This is a genomic window from Nocardia sp. NBC_01388 (assembly GCF_045040085.1).
GTDB lineage: Bacteria > Actinomycetota > Actinomycetes > Mycobacteriales > Mycobacteriaceae > Nocardia.
The window spans coordinates 8077479-8095606 of record NZ_CP109553.1 but is presented as its reverse complement, the minus strand read 5'-3'; the positions used below and the strand labels follow the sequence as shown (position 1 = coordinate 8095606).

The following is an 18128-nucleotide window of genomic DNA, read 5'->3' as shown; positions in this document are numbered from 1 at the left end:
ACTCCTGAATCACCTGTGCGATTGCTGTGTTTACCTGCGTCGATAACGATCAGATCGCGGTCTGGGCGACCACGAAGATGCGGCGGAACGGCAGCCAGGTGCTGCCGTCGGCCTGCTCCGGGTAGGCGGTGCGCAACAGCGGGGCCAGCTCGGTGCGGAATTCCTGCCACGCCGCATCGTCGAGGACGTCACGCACGGGGGTCAGCGCGGTCCCGGTGACCCATTCCAGAACCGGGTCCGCGCCGGTGAGTCGCTGCAGGTAGGTGGTCTCCCAGGCATCGACCGTGCAGCCCGCCGCGGCCAGCACCCGTGCATAGCCCTCCGGATCGAGGACGGCGCGCGGCTCCAGAAGGTTTGCCGGAGCCAGCTTTTCGCGCCACCGCGGCCGCGCCGCGAGGGTGCGGATGGCGAGATGGGAAGGCGCGTCGAAGTTTCCGGGCACCTGGAAGGCCAGCCACGCCCCAGCGGGCAGGTCGCGCGCCCAGGCCGACAGCAACTCCTGATGGCCGGGCACCCACTGCAACACCGCATTCGACACCACCACATCGGCATCCGCGCCGGGCCGCCAGTCGCGCACATCGCCGAGCACGGCATCGATCCCCCGAGCCCGCGCGGCCGCCACCATCTCCGGGGACGAATCCGAGGCCTCCAGGGCGGCCTCCGGCCAGCGCTCCGCGAGCGACACGGTGAGATTGCCGGGCCCGCAGCCCAGATCCACCACGCGGCGCGGCTTCTCGGCCCGCACCCGGGTCACCAGATCGAAGAACGGCCGCGCCCGATGATCATCGAAGGCCAGATACTGCTGCGGATCCCACATGGCTGCTCCATCCCTGGTCACACCAACCGAGCCTGCATATCGCACTGCCAACGGTAATCGGGCGGCCACAGATACAGCGATGGCCCTCGAAGAAGTTCTTCGAGGGCCATCGCTGTTAGTAGCGGGGACAGGATTTGAACCTGCGACCTCTGGGTTATGAGCCCAGCGAGCTACCGAGCTGCTCCACCCCGCGTCGGTGAAAACAACATTACACACGGCTCCGCGTGAGTGCCAAATCGGCTGGTCAGAAGCGGTTCGGCGGGTTACGAAGTCGATCATGGAGCAGGTCGCGGCGGAGGCGCTGACCGTCCGGACGGTGCGGAAGCGGAGGTTTGGGGGTGAAAATCCTCCGCCTCACAACCGTTTCTCCGCGCGTCCCCCGGTTTCGGGGCCCGAAAACGTGACCGGCCCCACAATTTGCGCGTGACTTGAATCACATCACGGGCATATAACAGACCGATCGGGATATCGAAATGCAGCATAGCCAACCTGCATGAATGGCGTTTTACCGGTTATTCGCTTCATGCAATTCCGAAGTTATCAAGAGTTACCAAGACGTGATCTGCCGAGATTTCCTCGTTACCGTCGTACTCGGCCCGGATCAAACCTGAGATGGGCACCGAACCGAACCGCCGCACGCCGGAGACCCTGTCCCGCGGTTAGGTACCCAGAGCCCCTGGGGACAGGGACACGGCACAGCAACTCGCCGGGTCGGTAGGCGCAGGGAGGGACAAACGATGAAACAGAACCGGAAGATCAACTCCCGCACCATCGGCCTGCTGGCCGTCACAGGCGCAATTGTTGCCGTCCCGTTCGGCTTCTCCGCAACCGCCTCCGCGGCCGGTCACGACTGGGACGGCGTTGCCCAGTGCGAGAGCGGCGGCAACTGGGGAATCGCCACCGGCAACGGCTACTACGGCGGGCTGCAGTTCACGCAGAGCACCTGGGCCGCCAATGGCGGCACCGGCTCCCCCAGCAGTGCCAGCAAGGCAGAGCAGGTCCGAGTGGCCGAGAACGTGCTCGCCACCCAGGGCGCCGGCGCCTGGCCGGTCTGCGGCAAGTACCTGCGCAGCGGCTACTCCGAGCCCGAGCCCGAGGCCGCCCCGGAGGCTATCGCTCCCGCCCCCGCTCCGCTCCCCAACGACCGCCAGGCCGCGATCGATCAGGCCAAGAGCGTCGCCGGTGGCCTCGCTCAGCAGTTCGGCGTTCAGGACCAGTTCAACCAGGTCCTGGATCAGAACTCCGCGCTGATCGAGTCCTGGGGCCGCTGAAGTCCCGACTTCTTCCCCATCTCGGAAGTAGCGATATGCGCTGCCGTCAACGATGACGGCAGCGCATTTCTCTGTAGGCACAACCCGTTGGCATGATACGCCGACTACCACTGTGCAGCACAGTGTTTCGGCTATCCGCTGATGAACTCGACCCGGTGCGCGGTCGCCCAGTCCGCGAAGCTGCGCGGCGGACGACCGGTGACCGCTTCGACCGAGGGATGCACCACCGAGGTGAACGACTCCAAAGCCGTTGCGCACAAGGACATTATGGCGTCGGCCAGATCGGGCGACACCCCGAAGCCGAGCAGCGCCGTATGCGCCTCGGCGGCCGAGATCTCCTCATAGCGCAGCGGACGGCCGAGCACCTGCGCGAGGATGCCGGTCTGCTCCCCCGGCGCCAGCGCCCGCGGGCCGCTGAGCGTGTAAACCTTTCCGGCATGGCCGGTTTCGGTCAGCGCCGCCACGGCGACGGCGGCAATGTCCTCGGGATCGACCACGGCGATGCGGCCCTGCCCGTACGGGGGCGCGGACGGTATCGACGGCCCGGATGCCCGGGGCCCAGTGCAGCGCATTGGACATGAATCCCAACGGGTGCACCATGGTCCAGTCGATACAGCTCGCGTGCACCGCCTGCTCACCGGCGCGGTGCCAGGCCGGAATCGGGTCCGTCGCGGCATCGTCACCGGCGCGCCCGGAGGAGAGCTTCACCAGGTGGCGGACGCCGGCGCGGGTCGCGGCGGCGGCGACATTGCCGTCGTGCACCGGGATTTCGGGGCCCAGCAGCGAAAGCTGCGGCCGCACGAGGAGAGCACCACCCGGCGCGCCGAATCAGCCACGGATGACCTGCTTTTCGCGGCCCTGCGCACCGACGGGCGCGCCGGGCCGGCACAGCCGGCCGAGGCCACCGGATTGTCGCAATCCACTGTGGCGCGGCATATTTCGGGGCTGCGGTCCGAAGGCGCACTCTACTTCGATGTCGATGTCGACGACCGGTTCTTCGGTGTCACCACCCGGGCCATGCTGTGGGCCTCGGTCGCGCCCGGCAAGCTCGACGGGGTCGCCGAAGCCCTTGCGCGGCATGAGGAACTGGCGTTCCTGGCCGCGACCACCGGCAGCACCAACCTCATCGCCGAGACACTCTGCCCCGACCCGGCGAGTCTGCACACCTATCTCACGAAGAAGCTGGGCGCCTTCGACGCGATCCGCACGCTGGAGACGACCCCGGTCCTGGCGACGGTGAAATCCACATCGCAGCCGCCGCTGTTGCGATCCCGGCCGGCGCGATAGCACAGGGTCGCGACGGCAAAAGGCGCTGCCGTCCGGTGGACGGCAGCGCCTTTCATTGGGCAGCAGGGCTTTTCAAGCCCGGATGATTACGGTCCCGCCGTCTGGTAGGCGTTCACGGCCGTCTGCAGATTCTCCAATGCCTTGCCCAGGGAGCCCAGGTCGCCCGACTTCTGGGCGTCCTGCACCGCCTTGAGCGCATCGTTGAGCTGCTTGACCGCGGCATCCTTACTCGCCGAACCCGTCGAACCAGTCGGCGGCGCGACTGTGCCCTGGTTCGGCGGAGCGACCGTCTGATTGGGCGGTGTCACAGTCTGATTCGGCAGATCGGTGGCCGCACTGCCGGTGCCGGGCAAGACCTGATCCAGCGCCTCCTTGACCGTCGAGCCGTAACCGACCTTGTCGCGATAACTCGCCAGCACCTTCACCAGCTGCGGGAAGGACGGGGCGTTGGGGCCGCCGGTATTTCGTTCCAGATACCACGGCTCCACATAGAGGATGCCGCCGTCACCGATCGGCAGGGTCAGCAGATTGCCGTATTTGATCTTGTTGACATTGCCACCGGTCAGCAGGTTCCGGTCGCGTGAGACTTGATCATTGGTCGTCATCGACGTCTGGGTCTGACCCGGGCCGGGCGTCTGTGAATCCGGGGGTAATTTCAGCACCGTCAACTTGCCGTAGTTGTCCGGATCAGAATGCGCCTGGATATAGGCGGACAGGAAGTTCCGCTTATAGCCCACCATGACACTGGTCAGACTGAACTCGGGTTTACCCGTCTTGGGGTCACCCACCAGCACGTAGTACGGCGGTTGATGCGCACCGCTGGCCGCGCCCTCCTGCGTCGGATCATTGGGCACCGACCAGAAGGCGTTGTTGGTGAAGAACTCTCGCGGATCGTCCACGTGATACGTCGCGAGCATCTCGCGCTGCACCTTGAACAGATCCTCCGGATAGCGGAAGTGCGCCCGCAGTTCGGGACTGATGGCACTCTCCGGCTTCACGGTATTCGGGAACACACCGCTCCACGCCTTCAGCACCGGATCGGTCTTGTCGAACTGGTACAGCGTGACGGTGCCGTCGTAGGCATCGACGGTCGCCTTCACCGAATTACGGATGTAGGAGACCTCCTTACGCGGCAGCAGCCGGCCGGTGGTCTGGTCGATGCTGTCCTCCACCACGCCGTCCAGCGAGGTGCGCTGCGCGTACGGGTAGTTGTCCAGCGTGGTGTAACCGTCCACGATCCAGAGCATGCGGCCGTTGACCACCGCCGGGTACGCATCGCCGTCGGTGGTCAGCCACGGCGCCACCTGCTGGACGCGATCACGCGGATTGCGATTGAAGATGATCTTCGAATCCGAGCCGATCGCACCCGAGAACAGAATGTTCCGCTCGGCGTACTTGGCCGCGAACGCGAATCGGTTGAACCAGTTGCCGATCGGCACACCGCCCGCACCGGAATAGGTGTACTGACCGGTGGGAGTGTCGTACTCCCGCGGCGCCTGGTTGTTGCCACCGACGATGGCGTAGTCCGCGTCGGTCTTGGAGATCAACTCGCCGTAGTAGATACGCGGCTGGTCGAGCTTGATGGCTTCCTTGTCCTTCGGCGTGAACAGGTCGCTCACCGTGGACAGATCACCCAGATTGAAGGTCGGATAGCCGTAGCCGCCACCGGAATCACTGCCGGCCGCCGCCTGCGCCGCCGCGGTGTCCTTGGGCGGAGCCACATTCACCTGGTTCGCCGGAGAGGCCACGAAACCATTGCCGTGCGTGTAGACGGTGTGCTTGTTGATCCAGTCGGTCTGGTTGCCGGACAGGTTCTGCGGCTGCAGCTCTCGGGCCGCCACAATGTAATCGCCCATCTGACCATTGATGGTGTAGCGGTCGATATCGAGCGGATCCGGGAAGCCGTAGAAGTTCTGCAGCTGCTGATTGCGCTGGATGAAGGTCTGCGTCAACAGGTTCGGATCCAGCAGCCGGATATTCTTGATCGTCGCCTGATCGGCGGGGACCATGAGCGGCTGCTTGGTCACCGGGTCGGTGGTGGCCTCACCCTTGTAGTCCTGGTACTCCACCTTGTCCGGTGTGAGTCCGTACGCATCACGGGTGGCCGCGATATTGCGCTGGATATACGCGCTCTCCTTGGTGGCCGCGTTCGGGCGCACCGAGAACTGCTCCACCAGCAGCGGCCAGACCGCGCCGACCAGCACCGAGGACAGCACCAGCAGCGCCGCCGCCATGGCCGGAATCCGCAAGTCGCGCAACACCACTCCGGCGAAGAACGCGAGCGCGCAGATCACCGCGATGGAGAGCAGAATCAGTTTGGCGGGCAGCACCGCATTGATATCGGTGTAGGAACCACCACTGAAGGTCGGCTCCTTACGGGTGCTCGACAGCAGGGCGTACCGATCGAACCAGTACGCAATCGCCTTGAGCAGCACGAACAGTCCCGCCAGTACCGCCAGCTGGACGCGCGCCGCCGTACTCAACGTGCCTTCGCGACCGGCCAGGCGCAGACCGCCGAACACGTAGTGCGTCACCAGATTCGCGAAGAACGCGATCACCACGGCGACGAACAGCCAGTTCAACACCATGCGATAGAACGGCAGATCGAAGGTGTAGAAGCCGATGTCCAGATGGAACTGCGGGTCCTGCACGCCGAACTTGCCGCCGTGCAGGAACAGCTGCACCGTTGCCCAGCTCGACTGCGCCACCAGACCCGACAGCACACCGATCACCAGCGGAATCCCGATGCCGAACAGGCGGAGCCGACCCATCACGGTGGTGCGATAGCGCGCGATCGGATCGCCGGGTCCGGACACCGGCACGAACACCGGACGCGACCGGTACGCCAGTAGTAGCGACACCCAGATGATCACGCCGACCACGAGGGCGACCACCAGGAAAAGAACAACTCGGGTCAACAGCACCCGAGTGAAAACACCACGGAAACCGACCTCTCCGAACCACAACCAGTTCGTATAGGCGTCGGTGAGCCGAGGCCCGACCAATAACAAGGCAGCCAATACCAGCGCTGTCACCAGCAGTATTCGGCTGCGGCGTGACAGCGAAGGTAAGCCTGTCGGGGGGCGCATGCCCACGATGCCACTCTCCCAGGGTCTGGCAGGCCCGCGCCGGAAATACCGGTCGGTACACCGCAGTCCGATGATGCGAGTTGGTCCCGGGGGACCGTTCGCGCCCCACTCTACGTAAATCGCCCCCGTTCCCGCCCAACACCCGCACTCGAGACTTTCGGAAGCCGATGCGAGGATTGTCGGGTGAACCCTGAGCAGTGGGCCGCATCCGCCCTGTACCGGTGCATCCGTGAAGTCGCCGAGTACGCCGACGGCGAAGGCTGGGACCGTCCGCCGCAGATGTTCGCGCTGGTACCGACCGTCGACCTGGTAGCCGCCGAACCTTCGCTGCTGGATCAGGTCGACTCCGAGGACGCCCTGACTCCCATTGCGCAGGAGCCGTTCCCGGAGGACATCAACGGTGACCATCCGCGCGCGCTCGACGAATTTCTCGCCACCACAAGCTGGCCGTCGGCCGTCGAAGGCTGTGTTCTGGTGCAGCAGATCGTGGTGCTGCCGCCGGATGCCGAGCAGACCCTCGACGACGCCATCGCGCCACTGCTCGCCGATCCCGACGCCGCCGACTCGGCCGGGCGCCAGGCCGCGGTGACACACCCGGAGCGCCGCGACGCGCGTCTGTTCGTCGGCGTGCTCCGCGACGGCACCTCGCTGTCGCTGCTGCAGGTACGGCCCGCCGAACACGAGGAAGACCCCTTCGGCGACCTCGAGCTGCGCACTGCGCCGAACCTCGCGCCGAACCTGGTCGAGGCCGTGCGGCAGACGCTCGACAACGAGCCGGACGACTGACGGCACACGCGGAACGACATCGCGCCCGCTGCCATCAGGCAGCGGGCGCGACTCTTGTTTCCGGACAGCTGTGTCCGGCCGCAGCTGTATCTCGCTGCGGCCGGGACGTCTAGCTACAGCTCGGGACGTCCTTGCCGGCATTGAGGTCGTCCAGGGATTGCACTGCGGCGGCGAGGTTTTCGACCTTGACCAGGCGCAGGCCGTCGGGGGTGCGCTGGGCGGCCTCGCCGCAGTTGGCGGCGGGGACCAGGAAGGTCTGCGCGCCGGCCTCGCGGGCGGCGATCATCTTGTACTGGATGCCGCCGATCGGGCCGACCTTGCCGTCGGGGTCGATGGTGCCGGTGCCCGCGATGAACTTGCCGCCGCTCAACTCGCCGGGCGTGAGCTTGTCGATGAGGGCGAGGGTGAACATGAGTCCCGCCGACGGACCGCCGATCTCGGCCAGGTTGAAGTCGGCTTCGAGCGTGCCGGCGGCGTACTCGCCCGGCGTGATGCCGAGGTAGCCCTTGCTGGAATCGTCCGGACGCGCACCGAGGGTGATCTCGGCGGTCTGCTCGGCCCCATCGCGGCGGAACACCACCGGAATCGCACTGCCGGGCTTGGCGCCCGATACCGCCGACACCACATCCTGGGAGTTCGCGATCGGCTTACCGGCGACACTCACCAATTCATCACCCTTGCGCAGGACATCCTTGGCGGGACCGTCCTCGGTGACCGCGCGCAAACGCACCACCGTCGGCATCTTCAAGAAATGCAATGCGGCCAATTCGGCATTGTCTTCGGAGTCCTTGAAGTCCTGCTGATTGCTTTTGTCTATCTCGTCACGCGACACCCCGGGCGGATACACCTCGGCACGCGGAACCAGACCGTGCTGACCATCCGCCCAGAGGCCGAACGCCTCGAAGATATTCAGCTGGTCGCGAACGGAGACCGTCGTCATATTCAGATTGCCGGTGGTCGGGTCCAGGGGTGCGCCACGCACCTCTACCACCTCTTTTCCATTCACCTCGCCCAGCGTATTGAAGGTCGGACCAGGTCCGAGCGCCACAAACGGGACGGTGACAACGCTGCCTGCGATCCCGAGCGCCAGAATCGGGATCAAGGCAGCGAGCAGGGTGAATATCCGACGGTTCACGCGGCCAAGGGTACTGGTGATGCACTCGAATGCCGCGCTCCGCTCTGCGGTTCGCCCCATCCGCGGCTCCAGTACCGTAGTAGGCATGAGTGACATTCCGTTCGGATTCTCGAATCGTGACGACGACCCGGAGCGCAAGCCCGGTGACGAGTCCAGCGGTTCTGGTGCGAACAACCCGTTCGGATTCGGTGGTCCGGGCGGCGGCGGATTCGATCCCTCGCAACTGGGGCAGATGCTGAGTCAGCTGGGTCAGATGTTCACCAGTATGAGTCAGCCGGGCGGCCAATCCGGTCCGGTCAATTACGACCTCGCCAAACGACTGGCCCGGCAGCAGCTCGGTTCGAGCGTCACGCCCGTCACCGACGGCGCCCAGCGCGCCGTCGCCGATGCCGCGCACCTCGCCGAACTGTGGCTCGATCCGGTGACCACGCTGCCCGCGGGCGCCACCAAGACCGTCGCCTGGACGGCCAACGACTGGATCGAGGAGACGCTGCCCACCTGGAAGCGGCTCTGCGATCCGGTGGCCGAACAGGTTTCCGGCATGTGGACCGCGACCCTGCCCGAGGAGGCCAAGGAACTCGCGGCGCCCATGATGGGCATGCTCGGCCAGATGGGCGGGCTCGCCTTCGGTTCGCAGCTGGGCTCGGCCCTGGGCCAGCTCGCCAAGGAGGTGCTGACCTCCACCGATATCGGCCTGCCGCTCGGCCCCGCGGGCACCGCGGCGCTGTTGCCCACGGCCATTGCCGAATTCAGCGCCGGGTTGGAGCAGCCGGAGAGCGAGATCCTGGTCTATCTCGCCTCGCGCGAGGCCGCGCATCAGCGGCTGTTCGCCCATGTGCCGTGGTTGCGGCAGCAGGTGCTGGGCGCGGTCGAGGACTATGCACGCGGTATCAAGATGGACTTCTCGGCCATCGAGCAGGCCGCGGCGGGGCTCGATCCCATGACGCTGGCGCAGGATCCGTCGAAGCTGGAGGAGCTGCTGGCGCAGGGCACCTTCGAACCGCAGACCACGCCCGAACAGCAGGCCGCGCTCGATCGCCTGGAGACCCTGCTCGCGCTCATCGAGGGCTGGGTGGAGACCGTGGTGACCGATGCGGTCGGCGACCGTTTGCCCGGTGCGGGCGCGCTCGCCGAAACGCTGCGCCGCCGCCGGGCGACCGGCGGTCCGGCGGAGCAGACCTTCGCAACCCTGGTCGGGCTGGAATTGCGGCCGCGCAAGGTGCGCGAGGCGGCCACCCTGTGGCGGCGACTGACCACCGATGCCGGGGTCGAGAAGCGCGACGGGATCTGGGCGCATCCGGATCTGCTGCCGGACTCCTCCGATCTGGACGCGCCGGCCGCGTTCATCGACACCGTGCTGGGCGGCGGGACAACGGCTTTCGACGATCCGATGGCGCAGCTGGCCGAGACCGAGGCACGCGAGCGCGCGGCCAAGGAGTCCATGGACAAGGCCGACAGCGACCGGGCCGAGTCGGACGATAAGCCGGACGAGGACGAGGGCGACAAACCCGCCTCCTGAACGCCTCGATCGGGTTGTCCACACGGTTCGCCGCAGTGCAAAACCCGTTTGGGCTACTTGTGGATAACCCGTGAAAGCGCTGGTGGTTAAGCGTTTTCACGGGTTGTTTCGTTTTCGGGGGCGCGCAGACTGCTGTTATGACGACGCTGCCACGTACACACGGACCGATGCTGCATCCGCGAATCGCGGTGCTGCGGCGGTGTAATGGGCTGGTGCAGTTGGGCTGGGATCCCGGGCATGCCGTGGTGCTGCGGCCGCCGGGCCCCGCGGAGGCCGTGCCCGCGCTGCTGCGACTGCTGGACGGGGTGCGCACCCGGTCCGAGATCCTTTCGCACGCCGGGGAATTGGGGTTCGACGCCGGGACCACCCGGACGCTGCTGGACGAGATGGCCGCCGCCGGGCTATTGGCCCGGGAGGGCACCGGCTCGCGCTTGCGCACTGTGCGGGTGCACGGGCGCGGGCCGCTGTCGGACGCGCTGATCGACGGTCTGCGGCGAATCGGCTTGCGGCCCAGTCATTCCGCTCCCGGCCACCCCGCCACGCAGCGCACCGTGGCCGCCACACAGCGCACCGCGCCTCCCGATCTGGTGGTGCTCGCCGATGCGCTGGTGCCCGATCCGGCGCTGGTCGCCGAGCTCATGCGACGCCGAATTCCGCATCTGCAGGTGCGCATTCGGGACGGTCGCGGTGTGATCGGCCCGCTGGTGCTGCCCGGCGCCACCAGCTGCCTGCGCTGCGCCGATCTGCACCGCTGTGATCATGATCCGGACTGGCCGCACCTGTGTGCCCAGCTGCTGGACCGCGTGGGTCACCTCTCCCCCGCCGGCATCGCGGCTACGGCGGCCTTGGCCCTCGGCGAGGTCGAGACCATCGCGTACGGCCGCGACGATCAGGCGCCCGCCACCCTGAACTCGACGCTGGAAGTGGATCTGGACTCACACCACCTCGAGTTCCGGCCCTGGTCGGTGCATCCGCACTGCGGTTGCACCGATGCCGCCGACGATGGCCAGGAGGCTGCCGGTACGCCTCTCGCAACCGAAATACCCTCCGCCGACGCCGATCCCGTAGCGCTGGGCAATAGCCGGGAGGAGTTGCTGTGACGGATCCCACTCACGCCCTGGACCCGCGATTACAGCTGATTCCCATGGCGAACCGTCTGGGACATCGGCATGATGGGAGCGTGTCAGAGATTGTGAGCAAGCGCTCTTCCCGCAATGCCAAGTTGGCGAAGATTCCACTCGGCATCGCAGGGCGGGCAGCCGTGGGATTCGGCCGCAAACTGGCCGGGGGCGATAAGCAGGAAATCAATGCGGAACTCAACCAGAAGGCCGCCGAACAACTGTTCGCGGTCCTGGGTGAGCTCAAGGGTGGGGCGATGAAATTCGGGCAGGCGCTGTCCGTGTTCGAAGCGGCCGTGCCCGAAGAGTTCGGCGAGCATTACCGCGAAGCCCTCACAAAGTTGCAGTCAGCGGCCCCGCCCATGCCGACCGCCGCCGTCCACCGGCAACTCGACCAGCAGCTCGGAACCGGCTGGCGGCAACGCTTCCGGGAATTCGACGACAATCCCACCGCCTCGGCCAGTATCGGACAGGTACACAAGGCCGAATGGTCCGACGGCCGCATTGTGGCGGTGAAGGTGCAGTACCCGGGCGCCGACGAGGCCCTGCGCGCCGACCTCAAGACGCTCAATCGCATGGCCGGCATGATGGGCGCGATCATTCCCGGCGCCGATGTGAAGCCGATCCTGGCCGAGATCAGCGAGCGCACCGAGGAGGAACTCGACTATCGCATCGAGGGCGGGCATCAGCGCCAGTTCGCCAAGGCCTTCGAGGGCCATCCGCGCTTCCTGGTGCCGAAGGTGGTGGCCAGCGCCCCCAAGGTGATCGTCACCGAGTGGCTCGACAATGCCACCCCGGTCGCCAAGGTCATCTCGCACGGTATGGAGGATCCGGCGGGCACGCTGGAGCAGCGCAATAGCGTCGCCGCACTGATGGGTGAATTCCATTTCTCCTCACCGACGATCGCGGGGCTGCTGCACGCCGATCCGCACCCCGGCAATTTCATGGTGATGCCGGACGGCCGCCTCGCCGTCATCGACTACGGCGCCTGCGCACCGCTGCCCAATGGTTTCCCGCCCATTCTGGGTCAGATGGTGGCGCTGGCCGTCGAGGAGCGCTTCGACGAGCTGACCGAGCTGATGACCACCAATGGCTGGGTCATTCCGGGAAAGACGGTGAGCCACCAGGAGATCCAGGATTACCTGCGGCCCTTCACCGACCCCATCAAGACCGAGACCTTCCACTTCACCCGCAAGTGGATGCAGCGCGTGGCCGGTAAGGCCACCGACCTCACCAATCAAGACATGATGAAAACCGCTCGCGCCCTGCAACTTCCGGCCGAGTACGTGATGATCTTCCGGGTGCTCGGCGGATCCATCGGCATCTGCGCCCAGCTCGATGCCGAACTGCCCTTCATGAAGCTCATGCAGGATTGGGTCCCCGGCTACAAGGAATACCGCACCGCAAGCTGAAATACCGCGCTGCACAGCGGCTTACCGCGACCCCAGACGCGCTGTGCCCCCCGGAACGCAAAACGACCCGCTTACAAAGAAGTAAGCGGGTCGTATGCGTTCTTTTTCACCCCCGGCCGTCAGGCCTGTCATGCCACCGCGACCTTGCGCGGGCGACCACGCGGGCGCTTGCGGGCAATGACCGCACCCTGGTCGAAGATCTCGCCGCCCCACACTCCCCAGGGCTCGGCGCGATCGATGGCGGCGGACAGGCAGCCCTGCCGGATCGGGCAGCTGGCGCAGAGCACCTTCGCCTCTTCCAGCTGGGCGGGGTTCTCGGCGAACCAGAGATCGGGATTACCGTCTCGACAAGGCAGGGTCATGGTGACGCCCCGACGGATACGGGGGGTCGAGGCCACGTTGTTGCGGCATGTCACGCGGTCACGGATAACCGTGGTGGACACGTCGTTCTCCTTCAGCTCGTGCAGCGGTCGTCTTGTGGAAGACGTTGCGTTGTATTTCGCGAAACCGGTGCCGTGGCTGGTGCCGATAAAACTATGGCCACGGTTTCGCTCTGAGGCGATCCGTGGCCAGAAGGTCCGGGGAGTGGTCCCCTACCCGAGTCGACTTCGGTGTCGACTCCTGATCACGGTCGCTGGGTGGATATCGCGGAGGCGGGCTGCCCGCAGATCGGCCGGGTTGATTCCCGATTCGACTGCGTGCGTGCCGGGAGCCGCTGCTGCGACTACCGGGTGCCAGCCACCGCTGGGCTTGTCCTGCTTCATGACGATCGTCTGTGCCGCTTGGGTTTCGGTTGCAAAACCCTGAAGACCAAGATCGCCATTACCGCCGGACAGACGAATCCCCTGCATAGCGAGGATCCCCCGGGAGGCCGACAGGACGGAGACGACGGGGGTCGTCACCAAATAGCCGGTGCTACCGGTAGCGGTGATGTTCACGATGCCGTTCATGTTCTTGTTGCCTCCCGTCCTGCGCTCGTAGCCGATAGATGTCGCATGCACGCGAGGATGTCCTCCCGGGTGCATGCGAACCACATTAGGTACATATACGGATGCACACAACTTATTTTTGACCAGCAGTTTTGCGGGCTTGCGCTCAGCTGTTTCTGCGGGCTCGAATGATGGCCAGGACGTCCGCGCCGTAGGTCTGCAGCTTCTTGGCGCCGATGCCGGGGATGGCGACCAGGCCGCCGTCATCGGCGGGACGCTGTTCGGCGATGGCGGTGAGGGTGGTATCGCTGAAGACGACGAAGTGCGGCAGTGAGAGCTCATCCGCCTTCTCCTTGCGCCAATCCTTGAGGGCGTTCAGCAGCTCGGTGTCGATATCCGCGGGGCAGCGGGAGCAGCGGCCGAGCATGGTCGCCTGGGTATTGAGCAGCGGGCGGCCGCAGACCCGGCAGGTCGGGTGCACGCGCTTGGGGCCCCGGCGATCGGTGGTGTGCTGGGCGATGCGGGAGGCCGGTGAATCATCGGGGACCAGGCCGTTGAGGAAGCGGGAGCGGCGGCGGACCTTGCGACCGCCCTCCGAACGTGCCAGCGCCCAGGACAATTGGAGATGTACGCGGGCCCGGGTGACGCCGACGTAGAGCAGGCGGCGCTCCTCTTCGAGCGCGGCCTCATCGGAAACCGTTCCGTCCGAACCGAGTACGTGCTGGATCGGCAGGGTGCCGTCGGCGAGGCCGACCAGGAAGACGGCGTCCCACTCCAGACCCTTGGCGGCGTGCAGCGAGGCCAGCGTGACGCCCTGCACGGTCGGTGGGTGGCGAGCCTCGGCGCGGGCGGCGAGCTCGCGCAGCAGGGCGGGCAGATCCAGTTCGGGTTCGTGGCCGGCCAGCTCCTCGGTGAGCGCCACCAGGGCCACCAGCGCGGACCAGCGTTCGCGGGCCTGGACACCGACGGGTTCCTCATTGGTGAGGCCGAGGCGGGCCAGAACCGCACGCACGAGGGTGACGAGCTCCGCGCCGCGGGCATCGGGCAGGTCGTCGCGGGCACCGGCCTTGCGCAGCTCCTGAACGGCCTGCCGCACATCGGGGCGATTGAAGAAGCCTTCGCCGCCACGCACCTGATACGGAATGCCCGCCTCGGTGAGCGCCTGCTCGTACGCCTCGGACTGGGCATTGATGCGGTAGAGAATCGCGATCTCGGAAGCCGGGGTGCCCTTCTCCAGCAGGGCGGCAATGGCTTTCGCGGCGGCGGCGGCCTCGGCGGGCTCATCGTCGTATTCGGCGAAGCTCGGTTCGGGGCCTTCGGGCCGCTGGCCGATCAATTGCAACCGGGTTCCGGCAATACGACCGCGCGCGGCGCCGATCACCCGATTGGCCAGCGAGACGACCTGCGGGGTGGAGCGGTAGTCACGTTCCAGGCGGATGACGGTGGCGTCGGGGAAGCGGCGGGAGAAATCCAGCAGGAAGGCCGGGCTGGCGCCGGTGAAGGAGTAGATGGTCTGGTTGGCGTCGCCGACCACGGTCAGATCGTCGCGATCGCCGAGCCAGGCGTCGAGCACACGCTGCTGCAGCGGTGTGACGTCCTGATATTCGTCGACGACGAAGCTGCGGTAGCGGCCGCGGAACTCCTCGGCGACCGAGGCGTAATCCTCGAGCGCGGCGGCGGTGTGCAGCAGTAGATCGTCGAAGTCCAGCAGGATGCCGTCCGAGGTGGCCTTGGCCGATTCGTAGCCGGCGTAGACGGCGGCGACCTTCGATGCCTCGAAGGGGGCGTCGCGTTGCAGCCGCGCGACCGCGGCGGCGTAATCCTCCGGTGCGATGAGTGAGCCCTTGGCCCATTCGATTTCACCGGTCAGATCGCGCAGGGTTTCGGTGTCGGTGCCCAGCCCGGCCCGGCCCGCGGCCTGGGCCACCACCGGGAACTTGCGGTCGAGCAGCTTCCACGGCACATCGCCGACCACCTGCGGCCAGAAGTAGCGCAGCTGCCGCAGCGCCGCAGCGTGGAAGGTACGGGCCTGCACCTGTCCGGCCTCACCGCCCAGCCCGAGCGCCCGCAGCCGATTGCGCAGCTCCCCCGCGGCCCGGGCCGTGAAGGTCACCGCCAGCACCTGATCGGCGCGCACATGCCCGGCGGACACCAGATGCGCGATGCGATGGGTGATGGTCCGGGTCTTGCCCGTACCCGCTCCCGCCAGCACGCATACCGGCCCGCGCGGTGCGCGCACCGCGGCCGCCTGCTCGGCATCGAGTTCGTCGAGCCGGAGTTTGGCCTGCTGGGCTGAGGCGGCAGTCACGCGCACCATCATGACAGTGCCGTTGCTCGGATCCTTGGGGAGTCTCAGCATTTCCGGCCTTTCGCCCGGGAAGGTCCGTACCGGTATCACCGCAACCCGCAGGGCTCGGTGCCCTGATGACGGTCTCTCGTTTCATCCCGCGAGCGCGGGGTTTCACCACCAGCCCGCCCACCCGTCGGACAGCGACGAGTGGTGGCGCGAGTCTTACGGTCGGCTCCACGAGGTTTCAGCGCTGACGCGCCCAGGTCTGCGGCCACTCCGCTACCTGCCGTGCACCGCGCCGCGAGTGCGGCGAGGTTGTGTGCGGCGAGGTTGTGTGCGGCGTTGACGTCACGATCAAGTACCAGCGGACAATCATCGCAGTCGAACACTCGGACATGCAGCGGCAGTTTGGCTTTCACCGCACCACAGCCCGAGCAGGTCTTCGAGGACGCAAACCAGCGGTCGGCAACAAACACGGTACTGCCGCCCCACCCCGCCTTATAGGTGAGTTGCCGTCGGATCTCGCCGAACCCGGCATCGGCGGCTCGCGCGGCACCGCAGTGCGAGCGCAGCGCGTGGTCCTGGCCGGCGTTCGGGTCGAGGGCGTACCGGTAAGCCTGCACTACACAACCTGGTTGCGGCTCAAACCTTTTCATGGTGCCACCTCCCCGATGTCCACCCGTCGCGGCCTACGGCGCGACAGCTACCGCCGCGCACCCGAATGTATGTTCGAAGTGTAGCGCGAATGATCACCGAATCGCGTCCGAATTCTCATGTGATCTGCACGTATTCAGAGTCGATCACGCAGCCGGCGCAATGCGACAGCGAAGGCGGGGATGTTCTCCCCCAGCGGGGCGAAGAACTCCCGGTCGCAGCTTTCGACAGCGATATTGGCCCGATTCACCAGGGCCACACCGGTTTCCGTCGGCACGAGCGATTTGGCACGGCGATCGTGCGGGTGGTCGCGGCGTTCGATCAGTCCCTTGTTCTCCAGGACGCGCAGCACCTGGGAGGTCATCATGGGGTCGGTCGCGGCCTGGGCGGCCAGATCGCGCTGCATGACCGGCTCACCGCCGGCATGGCCGGTGAGCCAGGTCAGTGCGGCCAGCAGTACGAACTGGACGTGGGTCAGATCGAAGGGGTCCAGTGCCGCCCGCTGCGCGGCCTGCCAGCGGTTGGTCACCTGCCAGAGCAAGAAGCCCGGACTTTCCTCGGCGCCGAAATCTGAGTGCAGCAACTGCTCGGGTTCGCTGCTCTCACCGTGCGCCGTCACTCGCCGACCATAGCGCGGGAGATGGCGGCGAAATCGTGGGCGGTCAGTTCGATCAGGCCGCGGCGCAGCACGATCCCCCAGTTGGGTGTGCTGGTCAGGTCGAGTTCGCTGCGGAGCGAGTCGATAGGCACCTGCTCGGCGCTGCGGTCGTAGTCGACCGCGCGCCGCCAGGGGCGGAAGCAACCACCCTGATCCTCGGCCTGCCAGACGGGCTGGTCGGCGATGATTCCGAGGGCGGTGAAAGCCTTCAGCACCTCACCCTCGCGCATACCGGTCCGGGGCGAGTAGTAGACGAATCCGTCGCCGGGCCGCATACGTTCCACCGGGGCGCGTTTGCCGTGATTGGCCTGTGCGATACCGAGTTCCACACCGCGCCGCACGTGATCGCGGGAGACGACGGCGAGCCAGTACTTACTCATGCCCGCACCGCCTCGGCCGCGGCGACCAGCGCGTTCAGGTCGGGCTGAGCGGACTTGGCGAGATCGGCGCCCATGATCTTGGTCCAGAACCAGCGCAGCGGGCCGTCGATGCTGACGGTGACCGAAACGGTGGTGCGCTCGCCGGTGGTGACCTTGTGGGCGAAGGTGAGGCGGCCGCCGATGAGCTTGGAGACATCGACGAATTCGGTATCGGTGAGCTTCTCGACGATGAACGGAACCTTGGGTCCGCCCTTGGGCTTGAGGGTGCCGGTGGCGCCCTGGACGAACGGGCCGTCGAGCCGCACCCATTCGGTATCCTGGTTCCATTCGGACCAGGTGGCCATATCGCCCCACTTCTCGAAGAAGACAGCGGGAGCGGCGGTTGAAGTGGCGGTGGCAGTTGCGATCGTGTTCATGGATTTAGTATGCGCGCATACTAAATCCATGTCAACCCCTGACCTCGATCATCTTCGGGCCGGGGGAACACGATCACCGGGGGACGTGTTGCACAGTCCGTGACTGCAACGGACCTGACCATGTACTCGACCACCTGGTGTGGCTACTGCCGACGCCTCCGGACCCAACTCGACGAGGCCGGCATCACCTATACGGTGATCGATATCGAAGAGAATCCGGCTGCCGCCGAGTTCGTGGGCAGCGTCAACAATGGGAACCACGTGGTGCCGACCATCAAGTACAGCGATGGTTCGACCGCCACCAATCCCAGCCTCAAGCAGGTCAAGCAGGCCCTCGCCAGCATCAGCTGAGCCGCAGCGAAAATAG

At 66.3% G+C, this 18128-nt stretch carries 18 protein-coding genes and 1 tRNA gene; 7 read left to right on the top strand and 12 right to left on the bottom strand.

What is annotated here, in order from left to right:
• Nucleotides 1-49 precede the first annotated feature (49 nt).
• Entirely contained in the window at nt 50-838 is a 789-nt protein-coding gene (locus tag OG716_RS38205; RefSeq protein WP_405135077.1) for a trans-aconitate 2-methyltransferase, read from the bottom strand.
• 98 nt (nt 839-936) lie between these two features.
• A tRNA-Met gene (locus OG716_RS38200) sits at nt 937-1010 on the bottom strand.
• A 544-nt stretch (nt 1011-1554) separates the two neighbouring features.
• On the opposite strand from OG716_RS38200, the gene OG716_RS38195 reads away from it, so the two are divergent.
• On the top strand, nt 1555-2088 hold the full coding sequence (locus tag OG716_RS38195) for a transglycosylase family protein (protein ID WP_355118797.1): 534 nt from the start codon (nt 1555-1557) through the stop codon (nt 2086-2088).
• A 131-nt stretch (nt 2089-2219) separates the two neighbouring features.
• Here the strand turns inward: OG716_RS38195 and OG716_RS38190 are convergent, their stop codons facing one another.
• A complete protein-coding gene (locus tag OG716_RS38190; protein WP_405135076.1) occupies nt 2220-2660 on the bottom strand; it encodes a hypothetical protein in 441 nt (146 codons plus the stop codon).
• Between the two features lie 139 nt (nt 2661-2799).
• On the opposite strand from OG716_RS38190, the gene OG716_RS38185 reads away from it, so the two are divergent.
• Nucleotides 2800-3375, top strand: a complete 576-nt coding sequence (locus OG716_RS38185) for an Lrp/AsnC family transcriptional regulator (protein WP_405135075.1) — start codon at nt 2800-2802, stop codon at nt 3373-3375.
• Nucleotides 3376-3461: 86 nt separating this feature from the next.
• On the opposite strand, the gene OG716_RS38180 is transcribed toward OG716_RS38185, so the two are convergent.
• On the bottom strand, nt 3462-6470 hold the full coding sequence (locus OG716_RS38180; protein WP_405135074.1) for a UPF0182 family protein: 3009 nt from the start codon (nt 6468-6470) through the stop codon (nt 3462-3464).
• A 177-nt stretch (nt 6471-6647) separates the two neighbouring features.
• Between OG716_RS38180 and OG716_RS38175 the strand changes: the two genes are divergently transcribed.
• A complete protein-coding gene (locus OG716_RS38175; protein WP_327141752.1) occupies nt 6648-7250 on the top strand; it encodes a PPA1309 family protein in 603 nt (200 codons plus the stop codon).
• Between the two features lie 109 nt (nt 7251-7359).
• On the opposite strand, the gene OG716_RS38170 is transcribed toward OG716_RS38175, so the two are convergent.
• A complete protein-coding gene (locus OG716_RS38170) occupies nt 7360-8385 on the bottom strand; it encodes a PDZ domain-containing protein (RefSeq protein ID WP_405135073.1) in 1026 nt (341 codons plus the stop codon).
• A gap of 85 nt (nt 8386-8470) precedes the next feature.
• On the opposite strand from OG716_RS38170, the gene OG716_RS38165 reads away from it, so the two are divergent.
• From OG716_RS38165 to OG716_RS38155, 3 genes are all read left to right on the top strand, one after another.
• Nucleotides 8471-9904 (top strand): zinc-dependent metalloprotease, encoded by a 1434-nt coding sequence (locus OG716_RS38165; protein WP_405135072.1) that lies wholly within the window; start codon nt 8471-8473, stop codon nt 9902-9904.
• Between the two features lie 167 nt (nt 9905-10071).
• Complete coding sequence (locus OG716_RS38160; RefSeq protein WP_405135071.1) at nt 10072-11004, top strand: TOMM precursor leader peptide-binding protein; 933 nt, start codon at nt 10072-10074, stop codon at nt 11002-11004.
• Nucleotides 11005-11048: 44 nt separating this feature from the next.
• Nucleotides 11049-12434 (top strand): ABC1 kinase family protein, encoded by a 1386-nt coding sequence (locus OG716_RS38155; RefSeq protein ID WP_405140227.1) that lies wholly within the window; start codon nt 11049-11051, stop codon nt 12432-12434.
• Between the two features lie 128 nt (nt 12435-12562).
• Here the strand turns inward: OG716_RS38155 and OG716_RS38150 are convergent, their stop codons facing one another.
• From OG716_RS38150 to OG716_RS38120, 7 genes are all read right to left on the bottom strand, one after another.
• Entirely contained in the window at nt 12563-12850 is a 288-nt protein-coding gene (locus OG716_RS38150; protein WP_297612622.1) for a WhiB family transcriptional regulator, read from the bottom strand.
• A 177-nt stretch (nt 12851-13027) separates the two neighbouring features.
• Nucleotides 13028-13384 (bottom strand): hypothetical protein, encoded by a 357-nt coding sequence (locus tag OG716_RS38145; protein WP_405135070.1) that lies wholly within the window; start codon nt 13382-13384, stop codon nt 13028-13030.
• Between the two features lie 145 nt (nt 13385-13529).
• A complete protein-coding gene (locus OG716_RS38140) occupies nt 13530-15680 on the bottom strand; it encodes an ATP-dependent DNA helicase UvrD2 (protein WP_405140225.1) in 2151 nt (716 codons plus the stop codon).
• Nucleotides 15681-15757: 77 nt separating this feature from the next.
• A complete protein-coding gene (locus OG716_RS38135) occupies nt 15758-16309 on the bottom strand; it encodes a zinc ribbon domain-containing protein (protein WP_405135069.1) in 552 nt (183 codons plus the stop codon).
• 134 nt (nt 16310-16443) lie between these two features.
• Nucleotides 16444-16926 carry a MarR family winged helix-turn-helix transcriptional regulator gene (locus tag OG716_RS38130; protein WP_405135068.1) on the bottom strand — a complete coding sequence of 161 codons (483 nt, stop codon included), beginning with the start codon at nt 16924-16926 and terminating at the stop codon, nt 16444-16446.
• Nucleotides 16923-17345, bottom strand: a complete 423-nt coding sequence (locus OG716_RS38125; protein WP_405135067.1) for an EVE domain-containing protein — start codon at nt 17343-17345, stop codon at nt 16923-16925. Before OG716_RS38125 ends, OG716_RS38130 begins: the two co-directional genes overlap by 4 nt.
• Nucleotides 17342-17761, bottom strand: coding sequence for a hypothetical protein (locus OG716_RS38120; RefSeq protein ID WP_405135066.1), 420 nt, complete (start codon nt 17759-17761; stop codon nt 17342-17344). The genes OG716_RS38125 and OG716_RS38120 overlap by 4 nt, the downstream gene beginning before the upstream one ends.
• Nucleotides 17762-17860: 99 nt before the next feature.
• Here OG716_RS38120 and OG716_RS38115 point away from each other — a divergent pair, with 99 nt between their 5' ends.
• Complete coding sequence (locus tag OG716_RS38115) at nt 17861-18112, top strand: mycoredoxin (RefSeq protein WP_327141760.1); 252 nt, start codon at nt 17861-17863, stop codon at nt 18110-18112.
• Nucleotides 18113-18128: the final 16 nt, after the last annotated feature.

What these genes read in the sequence shown, in the direction of transcription:
- OG716_RS38195 (WP_355118797.1), top strand. Translation starts at nt 1,555, where the DNA reads ATGAAACAGAACCGGAAGATCAACTCCCGCACCATCGGCCTGCTGGCC.
- OG716_RS38190 (WP_405135076.1), bottom strand. Translation starts at nt 2,660, where the DNA reads ATGCGCTGCACTGGGCCCCGGGCATCCGGGCCGTCGATACCGTCCGCG.
- OG716_RS38165 (WP_405135072.1), top strand. Translation starts at nt 8,471, where the DNA reads ATGAGTGACATTCCGTTCGGATTCTCGAATCGTGACGACGACCCGGAG.
- OG716_RS38160 (WP_405135071.1), top strand. Translation starts at nt 10,072, where the DNA reads ATGCTGCATCCGCGAATCGCGGTGCTGCGGCGGTGTAATGGGCTGGTG.
- OG716_RS38155 (WP_405140227.1), top strand. Translation starts at nt 11,049, where the DNA reads ATGGCGAACCGTCTGGGACATCGGCATGATGGGAGCGTGTCAGAGATT.
- OG716_RS38145 (WP_405135070.1), bottom strand. Translation starts at nt 13,384, where the DNA reads ATGAACGGCATCGTGAACATCACCGCTACCGGTAGCACCGGCTATTTG.
- OG716_RS38140 (WP_405140225.1), bottom strand. Translation starts at nt 15,680, where the DNA reads ATGGTGCGCGTGACTGCCGCCTCAGCCCAGCAGGCCAAACTCCGGCTC.
- OG716_RS38135 (WP_405135069.1), bottom strand. Translation starts at nt 16,309, where the DNA reads ATGAAAAGGTTTGAGCCGCAACCAGGTTGTGTAGTGCAGGCTTACCGG.
- OG716_RS38125 (WP_405135067.1), bottom strand. Translation starts at nt 17,345, where the DNA reads ATGAGTAAGTACTGGCTCGCCGTCGTCTCCCGCGATCACGTGCGGCGC.
- OG716_RS38120 (WP_405135066.1), bottom strand. Translation starts at nt 17,761, where the DNA reads ATGAACACGATCGCAACTGCCACCGCCACTTCAACCGCCGCTCCCGCT.